The following is an 18395-nucleotide window of genomic DNA, read 5'->3' as shown; positions in this document are numbered from 1 at the left end:
TTAAATTAAGTTTAAATCATAGGTTTTATTAGTTATTAGTTTACTTTTTAGCAGAAATAGCCATTTTTTGGTACTTTTAACTAATTTTTTTGTTTAAAGTTTCATGATTTTTGCTATAATTCTCTCTATGAGATTCAGAAACCTAAAAAAACATCAAAAAAAAACATCACAAAAGCCTAAATATTTTTATGCTTCCTTCACAAACAGGATAAAAGCTTTTATAACAGATCTGTTTATGATATATGCTCCCATACTATATATATGTGCTTATGTCATCATGGACGGCAAAGATGACTTTCAGGCATCACAACTAGCTCCGCTTTTAAGCACAGCTCTCTATGGATTTATCTACGCCATACTTCTGAGCAAGTTTGGACAAACCCCCGGTAAAAAAGCTTATGAGATGGAAGTAGTAGATAGTAAAAATGGTGAGCATATCGGATTTTTCAGAGCCATTTTAAGATTTGTCGCCTTTTTATTTACGGCGGCAACGCTTCTAGGACTTTTTCTACCGCTATACAGAAAAGATAGAAAAGCTTTGCACGATATTTTAGCCAACACACTTGTGGTTGTAGAAAAAAAGTAAAACCCTCTCCTCAATCTCGTCCCCATGTTCGGACATTAGAACACGTACAAATCTACAATCTCGTTCCCATAACTTGGGAGCGAGAAAATACTTTATACATAGCTAAAAATTATTATGCTACAATAAATCACAATAAAAAAAGGAGTTTTGCTATGTTAAAAAAAACACTCGTAGGAAGTTTGGTATTTCTACTCTATACACCGCTTAGTGCATACGATCTTAGATCAAATATGTTGCAACTTGGAGCAGAGCTTGCTGAAGTTCAAAAAGCTTTTATTGCTAGTGATCAAAAAGGCGTCGAAGTCTCAATAAAACGCTTTGCAGAACACTCACAAGCACTTCTAGGAGATAGAGACAACTTCTCTGCTATGCTTCCTCCGGATAAAAAACATAAAGCCAATGAGGCTGTTATGAGTGCACAAATCATTAATCATAATGTTGAGATAATTCTCAATGCTATTGAAAATAAGCATAATCAATCTGGCATAGTTCGTCGAGAAGAAGCTCAAAGAGCCTATACTTACATAGAGCATGCTTGCTTTCGCTGTCACAACATAGTACGAGATGAATATAAATAACAATAGTTAAAAAACGACTTCTCTGCCACGTCAAAACATGGGAGAGGGAGAAAAAAAAGCAAAAAAAAAGGCTAAGACAAAATGTCTTAGCCTTAAGAAGAATTAAATACACAATTAACACCGACTCCAAAGGAGTCAAGCTTTTATATTAATGTAAGTCTCTCCAAACTTGTTTTTTCCATAGAAATGCGAAGAAAGCAAAGATTACAAGATATATCATTACATTTTTACCTATAGATTCTCTCTCGTGTCTCTTAGTGTCGCCTGAATCTTTCATATACTCTAAAACCTTCTCAGCAGCGTCAGCAGTTACTCCAACACGAGGCATAGCAGTTCCAGCTAAGTGATTTTGAGGATTTTCTATAAAAGTTCTTAAAAAATCTTCACTACGAGAGCGAGTATACATACTTAAGTCTGGAGGTAATTTACCCATATACTTAGTAAGTGACTCTTCATACTCTAAAACTTTTATATCAAATGCAAGAGCATCTTTTTCATGCTTAAATTCAGGTTTAGTTCCTATCTGAGTCCAGTTTTCATAACCAACTGCATGACATCTACCACAAGCATTTTCAAATGCCATCTTAGGTGTAACCTCAGATGGGCTAACAGCTAAATCTTGTAAGTAAGCAACCATATCGGCTACCTCTTGATCTATATCTCCGCCCATTCCATAAAATGGAACCATCGGATGCATCTGCCCTTTTGACTCATCAAATTTATGCTCAACTTTTAGTGCATGTGCAGGATTTTTGATAAGTTCAGCTAAGAATCTAGCATCATAAATAGCACCTGCTTCACTTATGTCTGGTGGGTTTACACCATAGCTTTGGGCTGCCATAACTGGGTCCATAGGAGCTGGCATGCCCGCTTTTTCTATAGAGTGACAGCCAACACAACCTGCGTTTACTATCAACTCTTGTCCGTTTGCAACATTACCACTCTTAGTAAGAGCTGGTAAGTCTTTGTACTCAAAATTTTCACTCTCTACATGCTTGTGCATTACACCATGAGCAAAAGGCTCAACTAGGTAGTAAGTTACAAGCGAAAAGAAGATGACGACTATTAAAATTATTGGTTCTTTATTTTTCATATCTTTATCCTTATACCTTTTTTTCCCTAGATGTTATAAATGGAAGCGCTAGCCACTGTACAACAAAAACTATAGCCGCAACAAGTCCGATAGTACTAAACACACCCTCTGGAGGTAGTTTACCCATAGCGGTCAGTATTATCATGTTTGAGAGCATCAGCCAAAACCAAACTTTAAACATAGTTCCGCGACGATTTGCAGGACATGTGTTTGGACTTCTATCTAGAAACGGTAAGAAAACAAATATAACTTGAGCAAAACCAAATAGGATTAGACCTAAGTCAATATTAAATGGACGAAGAATCTCATAAGACCACAAGAAATACCACTCTGGGTAGATATGTGCAGGTGTTTTTAGTCCATCTGCTGGATCAAAGTTTACAGGATCAAGTGCAAAGCTATAGTTCCAAAATACTAGATAGAAGAAAAAGATTAAGAAAATTCCTACGACCATTATATCTTTAGACATAAAATCATTTGCAAATCTAATTACTTTACTTCCAGCTTTATCGCCATCAAGATATTTTTTAGACTCAGCGTCAAAATCTATCTCTTCGCCATCTTGATTGTTTACATGCGGGATACGAAGTGCCGCAAAGTGAAGACCTATAAGTCCTACAATAGCAAGTGGTAAAAGAAGTACATGCAACATAAAGAAACGACCCAAGAATGCTTGAGCAGGAACATAGTCTCCACGAATCCATTCAACCAAACCATCTGCATGAAGTGAACCACCAGCAAATAGATTAGTAATAACCATACCAGCCCAATAACTCATTTGTCCCCATGGTAACATATAGCCTGAAAATGCTTCTGCTGAAAAAGTAACAAAAAGTAACATGCCAGATATCCAAATCATCTCACGGCCCTTTTTATAAGAACCATAATAGATACCCGTAAACATGTGAATGTAGATAACTAAAAAGACAACAGATGCAGCTACACCATGAATATGTCTCCATAACCACCCAAAATCAACTTCTCTCATTATCGTATAGTTAACACTATAAAATGCTTCATCAACAGTTGGTACATAGTACATTAACAAAAATATACCTGAAACCAATAGTAGTACAAATGTAACTACTAAAACCATCCCCATCGCCCATAGAAAGTTGATGTTTTTCGGAATCCAATACTCCGATGCCATCACCTTTTCTACCTTGTCAATTGCTAATCTTTGGTTTAACCAATCTTTAACACTTGTTGCCTTCGTAAAATGTGCCATTTATTTTCCCCCTAATTTACAGCGTAACGCCATTATCTTTCATCGATTGCCACTCAGGACCTACTTCACCTAAAATCAAATTTGTACCATCAATTTTAAATGGAGGAATATCAAAACCTCGTGGAGGTGGTACTTTTTTGACTAAGCCAGATGCATCAAACATCCCACCATGACAAGCACATAAAAAATCATTTTCATCTGGTCTAAATGCTGGAATACAGCCAAGATGAGTACATAGACCAATAGCAACCATAAAGTTATCATTGCCAATCTTGATATTTCTAGCTTCAGCTTCTGGATTTCCCTTTTCATTCTCCATAACTTCTGCTGATTTTTTCAAAACAAAGATAGGTTTCCCCCTCCATTTTTCTGTAACCATAACACCCTCTTGGTATGTTGTCATATCAAGAGTTGTAAATCCTGCTGCTTTTACACTTGGGAGTGGGTCCCAAGTTTTCTTCATTGCGACTAATGAACCTACAGCACCAACTGCTGCTACAGCACCAAACGCTTTGCCCATAAAACCTCTACGGCTATTATTTTCCATATTTGCTACTTTAGTGTGAATTTTAACCCTGATTATACACTAAATTAGTTTTAATTATTTATAAATTTAAGCTAACTTTCAGAAAATCAACCAATTTTTTATTATTATGTTCCACTTTGTAATACTCGTGTATTTTGCGAGCTTTTAATATTGTCAAGAGTTGACTATTTTGGTAGTTTTGGACGATAGGAATGTTTAGTTTCTTAAAAATTTCTAAAAAATCTTCGGGATAATCTTCTCTTTGAACAAAGATGGGTTTTCCCCCAGATGCAAGATTTTCTAAAACTGCTTGATGTGATGAAGTGATAAGAATTTTTGACTTTTTAATGACATCATCATACTCCTCAAACTCATAATGTCTCTCAAACTTCTCTTTTAACATATCCTCATAATCAAAAAAGTAGTAAAAGCCTAAAAGTAAATCAACATCTACACCATCAAGTAAAGAGAGATTTTTTTCTAGCTGTTTATCATAATCATCATCTCCAAAGAAAAATGAGATATCTATAATTTTTTCTTCATTTATAAAATACTTCTCATCAATGACTAAAGTGTTTAAAATACCTTCTCCTTCTAAATAAGGAGATATTAAAAATTCATCTTCTTCTTTTTTGTCATTAGCATCATCACTAATACGAACAAATCTTGAGAAGTAAGCTCGCATGTCTTGTAACATATTAGGATTTGCTTCTGAGGAGTCAAAGATAAGTCTGTCACCATGATTTGCAATCTGAGGAATGTTCCTTACAACATCAACACCTACACTCTTTTTTACACCAAATTCAGATGCAATCTGTGCAATGCGATAGTCAGAACACAAAAGTGTGATATCAACATCTTTTAGAAGTCGCATAATCGTACAAGCTCTTCTAAATCTATCCAAACCAATACGATGACCTGTATGAACATAGTAGTAAGTTTTAGGGTTTAGCATTTTTTTCCTTCTTTTTGGTATTAGTGCTTTTTTTCGTCATTGCGGGCTTGACCTGCGATCTCATCAGAGATTTAATGTTTATGTGACTTTTTAAACCCTCAAGAGATCCTGAATCAAGTTCAGGATGACAGGTTGTGGGAGTTAAGAATAACAACACTTCTGTCATTGTGGACTCGCCTCTTCATCATTGAAAGCCAAACATTTTTGTCATTGAAAGCCAAACATTTTTGTCATTGCGGGCTTGACCCGCAATCTCATAAGACTTTAAACTTTTTCAGACACCATTTTTTCATTTTTCGCTGCTATTCTTATATAGATATGCAGTATCTCTATAGCTGCCGGAGTTATTCCGCTTATGTTCATCGCAGCTTGCAAGGTTGGCGGATTGTAAGTTTCTAGTTTTTCTATTATTTCGCTTGAGAGTCCGCTTACTCGCTTAAAGTCAAAGCTCTCTGGGATAGCAACTTTAAGATACTTTTTCATTCTTTGTATCTCAAGCGATTGTTTTTCTACATATCTTGCGTATTTTGCTTCTACAAAGATCTCTTCTTTTATGTAGTCATCATATTTTTCTAGCTCTGGAGCTATTTTTAGCATCTTCTCTACATTAAAACTCTTTCTTGCAACGAGTTGAGCAGCAGTTGCTATGTCTTTGATGGGTGCTTCATCCATTGACTCTAAAAAGGCTATAAACTCTTTGTTTGGAGTAAATTTTGTATTTTCTAAAAATAAAGCACCCTCTTTTATCTGCTTATCTTTAAGTTTAACGCTCTCATAAAACTCATCGCTTAAAAGCCCTAGAGCGTGTCCATAGTGGCTAAGTCTTGTATCTGCTGACTCCTCGCGCAGTAGAAGTCTATACTCCGCACGAGATGTAAACATACGGTAAGGCTCATTTGTTCCTTTTGTAACTAAATCATCGATCAAAACACCAATATAAGCCTCATCTCGTCTTAAAATAAGTGCCTCTTTGTCTTGCAATGAAAGGGACGCGTTGATGCCAGCCATAATGCCCTGTGCTGCTGCTTCTTCATAACCTGTAGTTCCGTTAATCTGGCCAGCTAGATAGAGCCCTGATATTTTTTTAGTCTCAAGCGAATGCTTTAGTTCTCTTGGATCTACAAAGTCATACTCTATAGCGTATCCATAACGAACTATCTTTGCATTCTCAAGTCCTTTTACTGACTTTATCATTTCACGTTGCACTTCTGGTGGAAGAGAAGTTGACAAGCCGTTTATATAACACTCTGTATTGTCTATAGTTTGTGGTTCTATAAAAAGATGATGCCTGTCTTTATCTGCAAATTTACTTACTTTGTCTTCTATGCTTGGGCAATATCTCGGACTTTTTCCTGCTATTTGACCGGTAAAAAGTGGTGCTCTATAAAAATTTGAAGAGATTATTTCATGAGTTTGTTCATTTGTATAAGCAATGAAGCAAGGAAGTTGTTTTTTTGTGGCCCTAAACTTATCTCTAGAAGTACGAAAACTAAAAGGACTTGGAAGAGTGTCACCACCTTGTTCTTCCATAACAGAAAAATCAATAGTTGAGCTATCTACTCTCGCGCAAGTTCCTGTTTTTAGACGTGAAATATTTAAGCCACAATCATCTCTAAGAGAAGCACTTAAACTCTCACTTCTCTCTTCTCCATAACGCCCACCTTTTTTTTGGATTTCACCTACGTGAATAATTCCATTTAAAAATGTTCCTGAGGTTACGATGACTCTTTTAGCTCTATACTCATTTAGTAGATCAGTTCTTACGCCTTCTACTTTTGGCGAGGCTAAAGCCTCACTTCCTATTATTAAAGAGTCTGCTGTCTCTTGCGTTAAGTGCAAGTTTGGAGTGTTAAGCACTACATTTCTAGCGATAATTTTATATCTATCCATATCTATCTGAGCTCTGGTTCCTCGAACTGCTGGACCTTTTGTGTGGTTTAAGATGCGAAACTGTATCCCCGCTTCATCTGTGATGAGCCCCATCTCTCCACCAAGTGCATCTATCTCGCGAACTAAGTGCCCTTTTGCAAGTCCACCAATAGCAGGATTACAGCTCGTAGCTCCCACATTTTCTGCTAACATCGATATCATAAGAGTTTTATTGCCCATTCTAGCACTAACTAGTGCAGCTTCTATGCCAGCATGTCCGCCGCCGATAACTATTACATCATAATTCATCAAAATTTTTCCTATCACTTTTGCATCGTAAGCGCAATTTTAGCATTTTTGAGTATTATTTGCATACTAATATATAGAATTCTTTAAGGTATTTTAAAATGAGCAAAGATGCAAAAGGGACGTTTGAAGATTATGTTCCTGAGATTTTGGAGTTTGATGAAGAGATTGATGGATGTGATGAGCATAAGATTAGAGATGAGCATCTAAGTGCGAAAGAAAAAATTTTAAAAGATTTTAAAGAAAAACAAGCCAACAAAAGAGTCTATAGACATCCTATCCGAACTGAAAATGAGAAAACATGATACAAAAAGCACATGAAGCTTACAACACTCAAAACTACGATTTAGCACTAAAACTATACAAAGAATTAGCCCAGCAAAACAACGCTGAAGCGATAACATCTTTAGGTTATATGTACCAAAATGCAAAAGGCTGCGAACAAGATGATGCAAAGGCGCTAGAGCTTTATGAGAGTGCAAGTGAGTTAGAGTATCCTTTGGCTTTTTTTAACCTTGCACTTTTATATATGAATGGTTTAGGCGGAGTAGAGCATGACCAGTTTAAGGCGCATGACCTTTATATGCAAGCTGCCATAAGAGAAGTTGTTCCTGCAATGTATGAAGTAGCTTTGATGCTAGAGCGTGGGCTTGGCTGTTTGCAAAATTTTTCTGAGGCTGCTTTTTGGTATGAAGAGGGAGCAAAAAGAGGACATTTAGAATCTTTTAACAATCTAGGCGTACTCTATAAAGATGGTCACGGTGTCGTGCAAGATGAAGCAAGATGCTTTATCTGCTTTTCTCGTGCAGCTGAGGGTGGTTTGGCTGAGGGACTTTATAACTTAGGACAACTTCATGATCAGGGTATAGGATGTGAGATAGACCACGATAAGGCATTAGAGCTTTGCAGACAAGCGGCGTACAAGGGACATGAAAAAGCTAAAGAGATTATAAAAAACCTACAAGAAGATGGCAAAATTGTCTTTTGATAAAAACAAGGAAAACTAAATGTTCACAGGGCTCATAAGAGAGATAGCAAGAGTTAAAAGTTTTACAGGTGAGAAGCTTTGTATCTCCTCAAAGTACAAAGCAAAACTAGGTGATTCCATCGCTATAAATGGAGCTTGCTTGAGTGTTGTAGAAGTTTTACCTGATGGCTTTTGCGTTGAACTCTCAAAGGAGTCACAAAAAGTTTTAGCTACAGAAAATTACAAAAATGAGGTTCATATAGAGCCTGCTATGATGATGGGCGATAGATTTGAAGGTCATGTGGTTCAGGGTCATATAGATGCTATAGGAGAGATAAAAGAGATAAAACAAAATGGTAACTCTTATGATGTTTTTATAGAGATAGACAAAGAGTTTATACCCTTCATCGTGCCAAAAGGCTCTATAACTATTGATGGAGTGAGCTTGACTGTAAATGATGTAGGAGCCAATAGTTTTAGACTCACAATCATCCCCATAACCATGAGAGAGACCCTTTTTAAGAACTATCATAGAGGAACAAAAGTAAATGTTGAAACCGATATGTTTGCAAGATATGTTTCACACATTATTTCACATCAAACAAAAACTAAATCTAGCGTTTCATGGAACGATATAGACTCTATATCTGCTATGTATTAATATTTCTATCACATAAATTTAAATTTTTTTAGTCATCTATCTTTCATTCACTTCTAGGTTGTAAAATAGCGTCAAAGTATGCATTAAACATTGCAGTATAAGTTAATATTAAACCAAAACTGTGGAGCAACACATGACAACAAAAGCACTATTGCTCTTTTTAGCTATCTTTACCATAAATTTATGGGCAGTAACTATAAAAGAAATTCCAAAAAATGTAATTATTCAAGGAGAAAATGGAGGTCTTGCCAGTAGTGGTGCTGCCTGGGACTCATCAACAATTAAAAATAAAGTATATGTTATGTTTTACATAGACCCTGATGAGAAAGATACTAATGTCCATTTTTCAAATAAGTTAAACGAGAAAAAATACAACAAATCCAACTATGGAAATATCGCTATCGTCAATCTCGCAGCGACGTGGAAACCAAACCTCATTATAGAAACTCTTTTAAAGAGCAAACAAGAAGAGTTTCCTGATACCATATACGTAAAAGATAAAAAAAGTATCCTTGTAAAAGAGTGGGGATTAAAAGATGATGCTTCAAACATACTTATCTTTTCTAAAGATTCAAAACTACTCTTTTACAAATCTGGGAAAATGAGTGAAGATGATATAAAAAAAGCTTTTAATATAATAGAAGAAAACTTATAATGTTAATCTCTCAAAGGTCTTGCATCAGGATTACATTTGATTTTATGCTTCATATCTACTAGCTCTAAATCTTTAAGATTTTCTTTGGAGGCAATCGTTGAATTTCTTATGCTCTCTTGTCTATTTACATATACATTAAAGCCATTTTCATATAGTGCCAATCTTGTTGCTAGTGCTGTTGAGTATGTGCTTAAGATGCCATCAGCTTTCATGGAAGATGAGATATCTCTAAAATACTCCCCAGTCCATAGTGCATAATTGGCTTTTGGTGAAAAAGCGTCTTGATAGACTATGTCAAACTTGTTTTGAAAACTCTTAATATACTCTCTTGCATCTCCTAAAAATATCTCTATATGAAAATTCTTATCGCTATATATTTTATTTGCCAAAAGTTCATCTATGATGTGTTTAAACTCATCAAAAATCTCTGGGTAGGCAAAATCTTTTAGTGACTCAACTAGCCCTGTATCTAGCTCTGGGGAGTAGATATTTAACCGTTGCTTTAAAGAGTGCTTCTTATGATAGTAGAGCGAAGCAAGAGTATTAAAACCAAGTCCAAAACAGATATCTAAGATATTTACTTCATCTCTATTTTGCATCATATTCATAGTTGGAATAACATGCTTTAAAAGAGACTCATTTAAAGCTCCATCTTTAGTAGAGTGATAATGTTCATCGTACTCTTTTGAGTAAGCTGTAAATGTGCCATCATCACTTAAAATGATATCGTGGAGAGGGCTATTGAAATTGTGTATCAAAGTGACATGCTCTTTTAGTAAGCTAGCTCATGAAGTTCTTTAAAGAGATATGCTTCTATGATCTCTTCTAAATTTCTTTGAGTATGAGCTACTAAAACCATCATATTTTGCTCCATAAAAGGCCAAACGTATTCATTGTCATCTATGACGACTGCGCACTCGCTAAGGCTTGAAAAGCCATCTCTATCGCTAGAGTGATTTGCTTCTAAAAGCTGGCCATTTTCCACTAAAACCTGAGTCCAAATTTTAGCATCATCAATCTTACTTAGTGAAGATGTGCTTACATCATCACTACTCATAGGTAAGAGAATATACATCTATCCCTCTACCTTTGATAGGTCAAGTGCAAGTGCATCATTGTCCATGATATCTATATCTTTGCGTAAAACTGCTTTTGCTATATCTTTAGCATCACTAAGTGAGTGCATCTTGTAGGTTCCGCACTGATAAATATTTAACTCTGGGATATCTTTTTGCTCTTTTACTTCTAAAACATCTCTCATAGAATCTTCCCAAGCTTTTACAACTATCTCCTCATCTGGCTGTCCTATAACGCTCATATAAAAACCTGTTCTGCATCCCATCGGAGATATATCTATAATCTCTGTTTTATCTGAGTTTAAATGCTCTCTCATAAAACCTGCAAAAAGATGCTCTAATGTATGTATACCCTCTGATGAGAGTGTCTCTTCATTTGGCTTTACAAAACGCAAGTCAAAAACTGTAATATCATCCCCTGATGGAGTTTTCATTCCTTTAGCCTTACGAACTGCTGGAGCTGGCATAATGGTGTGGTCTACTGTAAATGAATCTAGTAATGGCATAGTTAATAATCCTTAATTTTATTTCATAAAATGAAGGGTTGCTTCATTTATTTTGTTGCATTGTTGAAGTAATTGTATCAAATTTTGATTTATTAACATTGAAGTTGTAAGATTAAATTTTAAATATGTGAAGTTATAGTTTTGGAACCGCGAACTTGTTTCGGGCTTTGTTACATCAAAGCTTATCTAGCCCCGAACAAGTTCGCGGTTCCGAGATAGAATTGAAGTTGCTTAATTAAGTTGTAGAATAGGTTTGAGTGGTTGTTATGCATTCCACCTCAGGAGAGGATGAAACGAGAAAAGTAATCAATTTTTTATAGAAAATTAAAGATGTATTATGCATAATATTGATAATTTATTTGAAAGGAAAAACAGATGAAAACTGAAGATTTTATTATTGGTATTCCGGTACTTACTTCTATCTATTTTATAGAATTTTTCTTTTTACTAAATTTTTAAAATAAAAGTTTTAGATTTACTGTAGCTTGTGCCCAACTCAGACCGAATGCGTACTTTAGTACGCCGAGTGTCTGAGTTGGGTGCAAGATGCTGTGAAGCTAGAATCTTTTAAACTCTAGCTTCTTCGCGACGTTGTAGATAAGCCCAGTTATCGTCGATACGCTCTTGCCACTCTTTGATTAAGTACTTATACTCATCTTTAAAAAGGTGCTTAAAACGACCTTGTGCAGCTAGATAATCCTCTACTGGAACTATGTTTTTAGGTCTGTATGTGATGTTTAACTCTTTACCATCTATGATCTCATATAGAGGGAAAACTAGTGAGTCAGTTGCTAAGTCAGCTATAGTCATAGTATCTTTAGGATCAAACTTCCACTCTGTCGTACATGGTGATGCAGCATTTATAAATACTGGACCATCAACTGCAAAACCGTGTTGGATTTTTTTAACCATATCTTTCCATTTGTTTGGAGAGACTTGTGCAGAGTATGGGATATGGTGTGATGCCATGATAGAGACCATATCTTTTTTGTTTCTTTTCTCACCATAACTTACACGACCAGCAGGTGAAGTAGTAGCACTAGCACCTATTGGAGTTGAAGATGATCTTTGTCCACCTGTGTTTGCATAGACTTCATTGTCAAGTACGATATGCATCATATTGTGACCTCTCTCCATACATCCAGAGATCCACTGAAAACCAATATCATAAGATGCACCATCACCTGCAAAAGATACAAATTTAGGGTTACGTTCTGGTTGCTTTAGACGGCCTTTTCTCTTAAGAGCCTTGTACATAGCCTCAGCTCCAGCTACCGCTGTAGAGCCATTTTCAAAACCAATATGAATCCATGAAGCATCCCAAGATGTATATGGATAAACTGCCGTACAAACTTCTAAACAGCCTGTTGAAGCTGAAAGAACTAAGTCATCATTCGTTGCATTTAAAACTTCACGAACGATAATAGAGTGTGCACAACCAGGGCATAAAAGGTTAGCACCCTCAAAGCGATCTGCTGATGTTGAGAACTCTTTTAAGTTTTTTATTTTTTTCATTTCACTCATAGTATTCTCCTATAAATATGATAGTTTCGGTCCACGAACACCGATAAACTGTTGTAATGGAGTTGTTACTTTACCAGCATCAACATTTGCCTGAAGCTCTGTGAAGAGATCTACTAATTGTGCCTTAGTTAAATCACGACCACCTAAACCATAAACATATCCTGAGAGGAGTGCTTTTGTGTCAGTATTAAATAGTGAGCCTGCAATTTCATTAAATAGCATTCCAGGTGCACCGTTTGGAGATGATCTATCAAGTGCAGCTATAGCTTTTATATCTTTTAGTGCATCTCTTATTTGTGCAAAAGGAAATGGTCTTATAACGCGGATGCCAACAACACCAGCTTTTATGCCTTTTTCTCTCATTTCACCTGCAACTTCACGAGCAGTCTCAACTGAAGAGCCAAGACATACTACACATACATCTGCATCTTTTGTTTCGTACTCTTCTACGATGTTGTATCTGCGACCTGATAGTTTTTCAAAGTCTTTAAATACTTCTTCAATTTTTGGTAAAACTTTTGTCATAAGGTCGTTATGTTGGCGAGCTTTATGCTCAAAATGCCAGTCTTCTTCTGTTTGAACGCCATGAGTTACAGGATGCTCAAAGTCAAGCATATCATTCATTGGTTTATAATCACCAACAAAGTTGTAAGCAGCGTCATCACTTATTGTTGTAACGCCTTGAGCAGTGTGAGAAGTCATAAATCCATCTTGATGAACCATAGCAGGAAGTCTTATATCGTGGTCTTCACTAACCCTAAACGCTATAAAATTTAAGTCATAAGCGTCTTGAGGACAATAAGCATCAATTTGAATCCAACCGCTATCACGACCTAGGTACATATCAGAGTGATCACCATTTACATTTAGCGGAGAAGCCAGTGCACGGTTTACTACATTTAGAACTATTGGAAGACGCATGCCAGATGCTTGGTAAAGTGTCTCAACCATCAGAGCAAAACCCTGTGAAGATGTAGCAGTTGCCACACGACCACCAGCAGCAGCAGCGCCAATACAGCCAGACATTGCGGCATGTTCAGACTCAACCATAACAAACTCACCCTCTATATAGTTGTCTGCTAGAAACTTTGCATAACCTTCAACGATTGGAGTCGATGGAGTAATTGGATAAGCTGCAACCACATCGATTTGACACTGTCTTAAAGCTTGAGCAGCAGCAAAGTTACCATCCCATACTTCGATATCTCTTAATTCCATTTTATCAAATGCCATTACTATTTCTCCTCATCTTTTGTAGGCCATGATGCTATCTCTGCCTCTTCATCTGCTTGTTCTGGGAACATTAGTAGTGATTTAGGGTTTGTCGGACAAACCTCAACACAGATTCCACAGCCCTTACAGTGATCCATATCTATTCCTATCATTTTTTTATCTCTTGAAATTATTGAGACATCTGGACAGTAAACCCAGCAAAATTGACAATCGATACAGTAATCTTTGTTAAATATTGGCTTAATAAGTCTCCAATCAGCAACACTAGCAGTATAAGAGCTATTTTCTGAATAGTCACGATCTTCTTGTCTTGTTCCAGCAATATCGTCAATCTTGCCATCAAATGAGCGAAGCATAGCCCCTATTTCAAATTCATCCCATCCTTTTTTTGCCATCATAAGCTCCTTATTTCACTTCATCATAAGCACGCTGAATTGCAACCATATTTGCATCAACGATCTTTTGTGGTAGTTTGTCAAGAATTCTTTTCATGCTATCTTTAAAAAATTCTATTTCATACATCTCTGATACTTTCATAAATGCACCTAACATTGGCGTATTTGGGATAGGACGACCAATAGTTTCATTTGCAATAGTTATACAATCAACAGTATAAACTTCCTTACCTTCCAACTTAGGCTGAGCTGCTACGAGCTCCTCTTTACTTAGATGGGTAGTTATTATGTATTTTGTATTATCTTTATGATTTATAGTAACATCAGTTGTAAATGTCAGTGCGGGATCAATAACAAATACAAAGTCTGGTTTCATGTACTTTTCATGATTCATAATCATCTTATCATCAACACGATTATAAGCTGTCATCGCTGCCCCACGCTTTGCAGATCCATAAAATGCAAAAGCTTGTACATGTTTACCAGTTGTAGATATAACATCTGCTAAACCTTTTGCCCCCGTTACAGCGCCTTGTCCAGCACGACTATGCCATCTAATTTCTAGCATAAGTTCTCCTTCTTTTTATTGCAGTAAGAATTTTTTAGTTCTATTGGTATGTATTTTAGAGAAGTTGCTCTTAAATACAGCTTGAGTCTATCTACTTTTTTAATAACTAGCACAAATATCTCTATTTTACTTATTTTTAAGATACCCAACTGCTTCTAAAACATCACTAAATATCACATTTGTATGCTCTTTTAGGGCGTCAAAAGCATCATAGCCACTCAAAACGCCGATGGAGTTTACTTTTGCAGATTTTGCACTTATGAGGTCTAACTTTGTATCGCCTATCATCCAAACATCTTCATCATTTTTCGCAAGTGCTTCAAGTGCTTTTAAGATAGGCTGGGCATCTGGTTTTGGACGTTCTACATCTTCACGACCTATGAGTACTTCAAAGTGGTGCATCAGCTCAAAATGCTCCATCAGAACCTTAGAGTATCTTCCTGTTTTAGTTGTAACTATACCTAGAGTTGCAAACTCTCTTGCTTGAAGCACTGCTTCTCTAGCGTTATGCAAAAGTATGGTTTTTTGAGTAGATATCTTTCTATAATTCTCTCTATAAGTATCCACAAAGTCCCAAATGCGGTTCTGCTGTACTTCTAATTTAGCAAACATTATATCTAGCGGATAACCTATAAGTGCTGTAATTTGCTCATCTTTTGGATGTGGATGATTGTGCGTTTTAAAAGAGTGATGAAAACTCTCTACTATAGCTTCGGTTGAGTCTATAAGCGTTCCATCAAGATCAAATAATATTATCAATTTTTCTCCCATTCTATATAGTTGTGCCAAATGCCACTTGGAGCAGGCTCAATATTTTTTATATTTTTGTTTACTGTGGTTATAGTATTTGGTATGTACAAAAACAGGTAAGGATTGTCTTTTACTATTATGGCAAACATCTCCTGCCAAAGCTTCGCTAATTTGTCTCTATCTACCATGCTTTGTGAAGCTTCTATCATTTTATCAAGTTTTTCATTTTTATATCCTGCTAGATTGAAGCCACTTTTTCTATCATTATCACTATGCCAAAAAACATATGGATCAGGAGTAGGAGATAAACCCCAACCTAAAAGGACACTATCAAATTTATTTGGAAATACTACCATGTTTAAAAAGGCTTGCCACTCCATCACTCTAAGTTTTACTACTACTCCAGCTCTTTTTAGTTGGTGTTGAATTATCTGTGCTGCGTATGGTCTGATAGCACTTGCATTTGATGTGACTATTTCAAATGTAAAAGGATTATTTTCATCATATCCAGCTTCATTTAGTAATTTTTTTGCTTTTTGTATATCTGGCTTTGGTGCTTTTACATCTGGATTAAAAGCTTTGGTCTTTGGCAAAAATGGACCTGTGCAAACCTTAGCGTGACTAAAAAACAAGATATCTACTATCTCTTGTCTATCGATGGCAAGTGAGAGAGCCTCTCTAACTCTTGCATCTTGAAACTTCTCTAATCTTAAGTTAAACCCTAGATAAGTATAGGAGCGTGAAATATTTTCATAGATGTTAAACTTATCAAAAAAATCCTCGCTTAGTTGTCTCTCAAATTGCATAGGCTCTATACTTCCCACATCTAAAGCTGATGACTTTAGCATCAAAAAGCGTGTCATTGGGTCTCCTATAATGCTAAATGAGATCTTATCTATCTTCGCTCTTCCTTCAAAGTAGTCATCAAAGGCTACAAGTATAATGTTTTTTGAGTGTTCTAGTTGATGGAGCTTGTATGCTCCTGTGCCTATTGGATTGGTGTTGAACTTTGAGTTCATAAGGTTTTCTTCACCACTTAAAATGTGTTCTGGAAGTATCCCCATCATCCACACTTCCAACGCTTTAAAGTAGGGCTCATGATAAGTTACCCTAATCGTAAAGTCATCCAGCATCTCAACACTCTTTACAAATCTAAAATCTGAGCTATAAGGAGATACTACTTGTGGAGATATAAGGATTTCATAGGTAAAGATAACATCTTTTGCACTAAAGCTCTCTCCATCGTGCCACTTTACATTTTTTCTTAGTTTAAAGATAAGCGTAGTGTCATCAATAAAATAAAACTCTTCGGCTAAATCCCCAACTATAGCCGTGGCATCTTTATCAAACTTTACAAGCCCATTAAACAAAAAAGATGCTATCTCTGATGAACTAGAATCCGTTGCAAGGAGTGGGTTTAGTCTTGATGGATTTGTTGATGTTGCTAATTGCAAAGTTGATGCTAAGATGTTTATATATAAAAAAATAAATAGTAAAAATTTCATATCTTTAGTTTATCACTCTGTCGTTAATGCTAAGGGCTCCAGCATTTAGTTTGATTTTGAAAATCATCTTATCCTCTTCCTCTTTTGCAAATGGGCTTATTAAGCCCATCAATAGTACGTTTTCGTTTATAAAGGTAAAAAGAACTTTTGAGAGAGATAGGGTTGATGCTAGATTTATACTCTCAAGTATCTTGTTGGGTGACATCTTTAAGTCTTGCTCCAGATTTGGGTTCTCATTTAGTGTCATCCTCGCCATAAAATTAAAACCATCTATAGACTCTTTATTATCTAGTAAAACTTTTTTTATAGACATGTCAGGGATACTCAAAGATAAACCCTTTGAAAGCAGTTTCACAACAATTTTTTGGAGTTTTTGCTCATAATCTGGTGAGTTTGTAACATTTGCATGTGAAGTTAAAACTCTAAACTCTTCAAATGAGTCTTTATCAACACCATCTAAGGAGATATCATAGTTAATATCGCTCACTTTGATGCTGTGTATATCTTTAGTATTTATCTCCATCTCTTTGAGTGACATCTTTGTGTAAAATTCTCCAGCACTTGCTTGAACATTTGATGAAATATTTACTTTGAAATCGTCTAGAGATGCACCTAATTTTTTCTTTTGCTGCTCTTTTAAAAGAAATGAAAAACTCTTTAGAGATGCGCTAGATGCATATGTGCTTTGTGACTCAAATGTTGACGCTGATTTTAAATCTTTTGCTCTAAAGATAATTGTCTCATCACTCTCTTTCTCGATAACATTTATAGCAATCTCTGCAATATTGGTATGAAGATTCTTTGGAGCAATGATGGGACCCTCTCCATAGTAGGTGGCATGTAGCAGTTTAAATATCATCTCATTGCCATTGTCAAAAACATACTTTTCATCTATATCTTTAATAAAGCCATCAAAAATATCCTCAGAAGTATAGTAGTTCATATGATAGAGCACACCTTTTGCTTGAAGAAGTTTATCTACATAGTTATAAAAGTTTAAGCTCTGTTGTTTTAACTCTTGCTCTAACTCTTTTGGAAGTGTTATAGGGTAGATATCAAGAACTATTTTGGAGCTTATGGGAAAGTTGCTATACTCTATATCTACGCCAATAGTTACACCACCAATAGCCGCTTCAACATAAGGAGGTAGCTGTGCATCTGAATATTGGTTTATAAACTTTACAAACTTTGGCGCATCTCTTAGTATGAATTCATAATGATTTTTTGTTTTAAGATAAGTAGAGTACGAAGTTTCATTTTGTATCTCGACTCCATTTGCACAAAAAAGATCGACGTTTTCTTTTAGCGCTTTTTGTGCCACGCTGTTGCCGATGATGGGAAGAAGAGCTACCACCCCAACAATTATAAATAATATGATAAGAAACTTTTTCATAATTTACCTTTTTAAACGTTG

General features: G+C 35.9%; 21 protein-coding genes. 6 read left to right on the top strand and 15 right to left on the bottom strand.

All coding sequences use genetic code 11. The features are described from left to right. Positions 1–103: 103 nt before the first annotated feature. Together M947_RS17955 and M947_RS17950 are read left to right on the top strand one after the other, a co-directional pair. Positions 104–586 carry an RDD family protein gene (locus M947_RS17955; protein WP_021287484.1) on the top strand — a complete coding sequence of 161 codons (483 nt, stop codon included), beginning with the start codon at positions 104–106 and terminating at the stop codon, positions 584–586. 152 nt (positions 587–738) lie between these two features. Further along, a complete protein-coding gene (locus M947_RS17950; RefSeq protein ID WP_021287483.1) occupies positions 739–1164 on the top strand; it encodes a hypothetical protein in 426 nt (141 codons plus the stop codon). Between the two features lie 148 nt (positions 1165–1312). Here M947_RS17950 and M947_RS17945 read toward each other — a convergent pair whose 3' ends face one another. The 5 genes from M947_RS17945 to mnmG all read right to left on the bottom strand — a co-directional run bounded on the left by M947_RS17945 (position 1313) and on the right by mnmG (position 7144). Continuing rightward, the gene (locus M947_RS17945; protein ID WP_021287482.1) at positions 1313–2257 is read right to left on the bottom strand and encodes a c-type cytochrome; all 945 of its coding nucleotides are present in this window, start codon (positions 2255–2257) and stop codon (positions 1313–1315) included. Positions 2258–2267: 10 nt separating this feature from the next. Then, positions 2268–3485 carry a cytochrome b gene (locus M947_RS17940; RefSeq protein ID WP_021287481.1) on the bottom strand — a complete coding sequence of 406 codons (1218 nt, stop codon included), beginning with the start codon at positions 3483–3485 and terminating at the stop codon, positions 2268–2270. A gap of 16 nt (positions 3486–3501) precedes the next feature. Further along, positions 3502–4032 carry a ubiquinol-cytochrome c reductase iron-sulfur subunit gene (gene petA / locus M947_RS17935; RefSeq protein WP_021287480.1) on the bottom strand — a complete coding sequence of 177 codons (531 nt, stop codon included), beginning with the start codon at positions 4030–4032 and terminating at the stop codon, positions 3502–3504. Positions 4033–4090: 58 nt separating this feature from the next. Next, positions 4091–4966, bottom strand: coding sequence for a hypothetical protein (locus M947_RS17930; RefSeq protein WP_021287479.1), 876 nt, complete (start codon positions 4964–4966; stop codon positions 4091–4093). 264 nt (positions 4967–5230) lie between these two features. After that, positions 5231–7144, bottom strand: a complete 1914-nt coding sequence (gene mnmG, locus M947_RS17920; protein ID WP_021287477.1) for a tRNA uridine-5-carboxymethylaminomethyl(34) synthesis enzyme MnmG — start codon at positions 7142–7144, stop codon at positions 5231–5233. Positions 7145–7242: 98 nt separating this feature from the next. Between mnmG and M947_RS17915 the strand changes: the two genes are divergently transcribed. From M947_RS17915 to M947_RS17900, 4 genes are all read left to right on the top strand, one after another. Then, positions 7243–7446, top strand: a complete 204-nt coding sequence (locus M947_RS17915) for a hypothetical protein (protein ID WP_021287476.1) — start codon at positions 7243–7245, stop codon at positions 7444–7446. After that, positions 7443–8129 carry a tetratricopeptide repeat protein gene (locus M947_RS17910; protein ID WP_021287475.1) on the top strand — a complete coding sequence of 229 codons (687 nt, stop codon included), beginning with the start codon at positions 7443–7445 and terminating at the stop codon, positions 8127–8129. The genes M947_RS17915 and M947_RS17910 overlap by 4 nt, the downstream gene beginning before the upstream one ends. A gap of 19 nt (positions 8130–8148) precedes the next feature. Next, positions 8149–8769 carry a riboflavin synthase gene (ribE, locus tag M947_RS17905; RefSeq protein WP_021287474.1) on the top strand — a complete coding sequence of 207 codons (621 nt, stop codon included), beginning with the start codon at positions 8149–8151 and terminating at the stop codon, positions 8767–8769. Between the two features lie 133 nt (positions 8770–8902). Beyond that, positions 8903–9424, top strand: coding sequence for a YtfJ family protein (locus tag M947_RS17900; protein ID WP_021287473.1), 522 nt, complete (start codon positions 8903–8905; stop codon positions 9422–9424). 2 nt (positions 9425–9426) lie between these two features. Here the strand turns inward: M947_RS17900 and M947_RS17895 are convergent, their stop codons facing one another. The 10 genes from M947_RS17895 to M947_RS17850 all read right to left on the bottom strand — a co-directional run bounded on the left by M947_RS17895 (position 9427) and on the right by M947_RS17850 (position 18374). Next, entirely contained in the window at positions 9427–10182 is a 756-nt protein-coding gene (locus M947_RS17895) for a tRNA (5-methylaminomethyl-2-thiouridine)(34)-methyltransferase MnmD (RefSeq protein ID WP_021287472.1), read from the bottom strand. A gap of 14 nt (positions 10183–10196) precedes the next feature. Then, a complete protein-coding gene (locus M947_RS17890; RefSeq protein ID WP_021287471.1) occupies positions 10197–10499 on the bottom strand; it encodes a hypothetical protein in 303 nt (100 codons plus the stop codon). Further along, on the bottom strand, positions 10500–11006 hold the full coding sequence (luxS, locus tag M947_RS17885) for an S-ribosylhomocysteine lyase (RefSeq protein WP_021287470.1): 507 nt from the start codon (positions 11004–11006) through the stop codon (positions 10500–10502). Positions 11007–11573: 567 nt separating this feature from the next. Then, positions 11574–12530 (bottom strand): thiamine pyrophosphate-dependent enzyme, encoded by a 957-nt coding sequence (locus M947_RS17880; RefSeq protein ID WP_021287469.1) that lies wholly within the window; start codon positions 12528–12530, stop codon positions 11574–11576. Between the two features lie 9 nt (positions 12531–12539). Further along, positions 12540–13763: a 2-oxoacid:ferredoxin oxidoreductase subunit alpha gene (locus tag M947_RS17875; protein WP_021287468.1), complete on the bottom strand. Its 1224-nt coding sequence runs from the start codon at positions 13761–13763 to the stop codon at positions 12540–12542. A 2-nt stretch (positions 13764–13765) separates the two neighbouring features. Beyond that, complete coding sequence (locus M947_RS17870; RefSeq protein WP_021287467.1) at positions 13766–14158, bottom strand: 4Fe-4S dicluster-binding protein; 393 nt, start codon at positions 14156–14158, stop codon at positions 13766–13768. 10 nt (positions 14159–14168) lie between these two features. After that, positions 14169–14726, bottom strand: coding sequence for a pyruvate flavodoxin oxidoreductase subunit gamma (locus tag M947_RS17865; RefSeq protein ID WP_021287466.1), 558 nt, complete (start codon positions 14724–14726; stop codon positions 14169–14171). Between the two features lie 126 nt (positions 14727–14852). After that, on the bottom strand, positions 14853–15485 hold the full coding sequence (locus M947_RS17860; RefSeq protein ID WP_021287465.1) for an HAD family hydrolase: 633 nt from the start codon (positions 15483–15485) through the stop codon (positions 14853–14855). Then, positions 15482–16981 (bottom strand): peptide-binding protein, encoded by a 1500-nt coding sequence (locus M947_RS17855; RefSeq protein ID WP_021287464.1) that lies wholly within the window; start codon positions 16979–16981, stop codon positions 15482–15484. Before M947_RS17855 ends, M947_RS17860 begins: the two co-directional genes overlap by 4 nt. A gap of 4 nt (positions 16982–16985) precedes the next feature. Beyond that, a complete protein-coding gene (locus M947_RS17850) occupies positions 16986–18374 on the bottom strand; it encodes a YdgA family protein (RefSeq protein ID WP_021287463.1) in 1389 nt (462 codons plus the stop codon). Positions 18375–18395: the final 21 nt, after the last annotated feature.

Origin of the sequence: Sulfurimonas hongkongensis, assembly GCF_000445475.1 — a bacterium.
Taxonomy (GTDB): Bacteria; Campylobacterota; Campylobacteria; order Campylobacterales; family Sulfurimonadaceae; genus Sulfurimonas; species Sulfurimonas hongkongensis.
The sequence above is the reverse complement of the archived record's forward strand: the minus strand, read 5'-3'. Positions and strand labels throughout refer to the sequence as shown.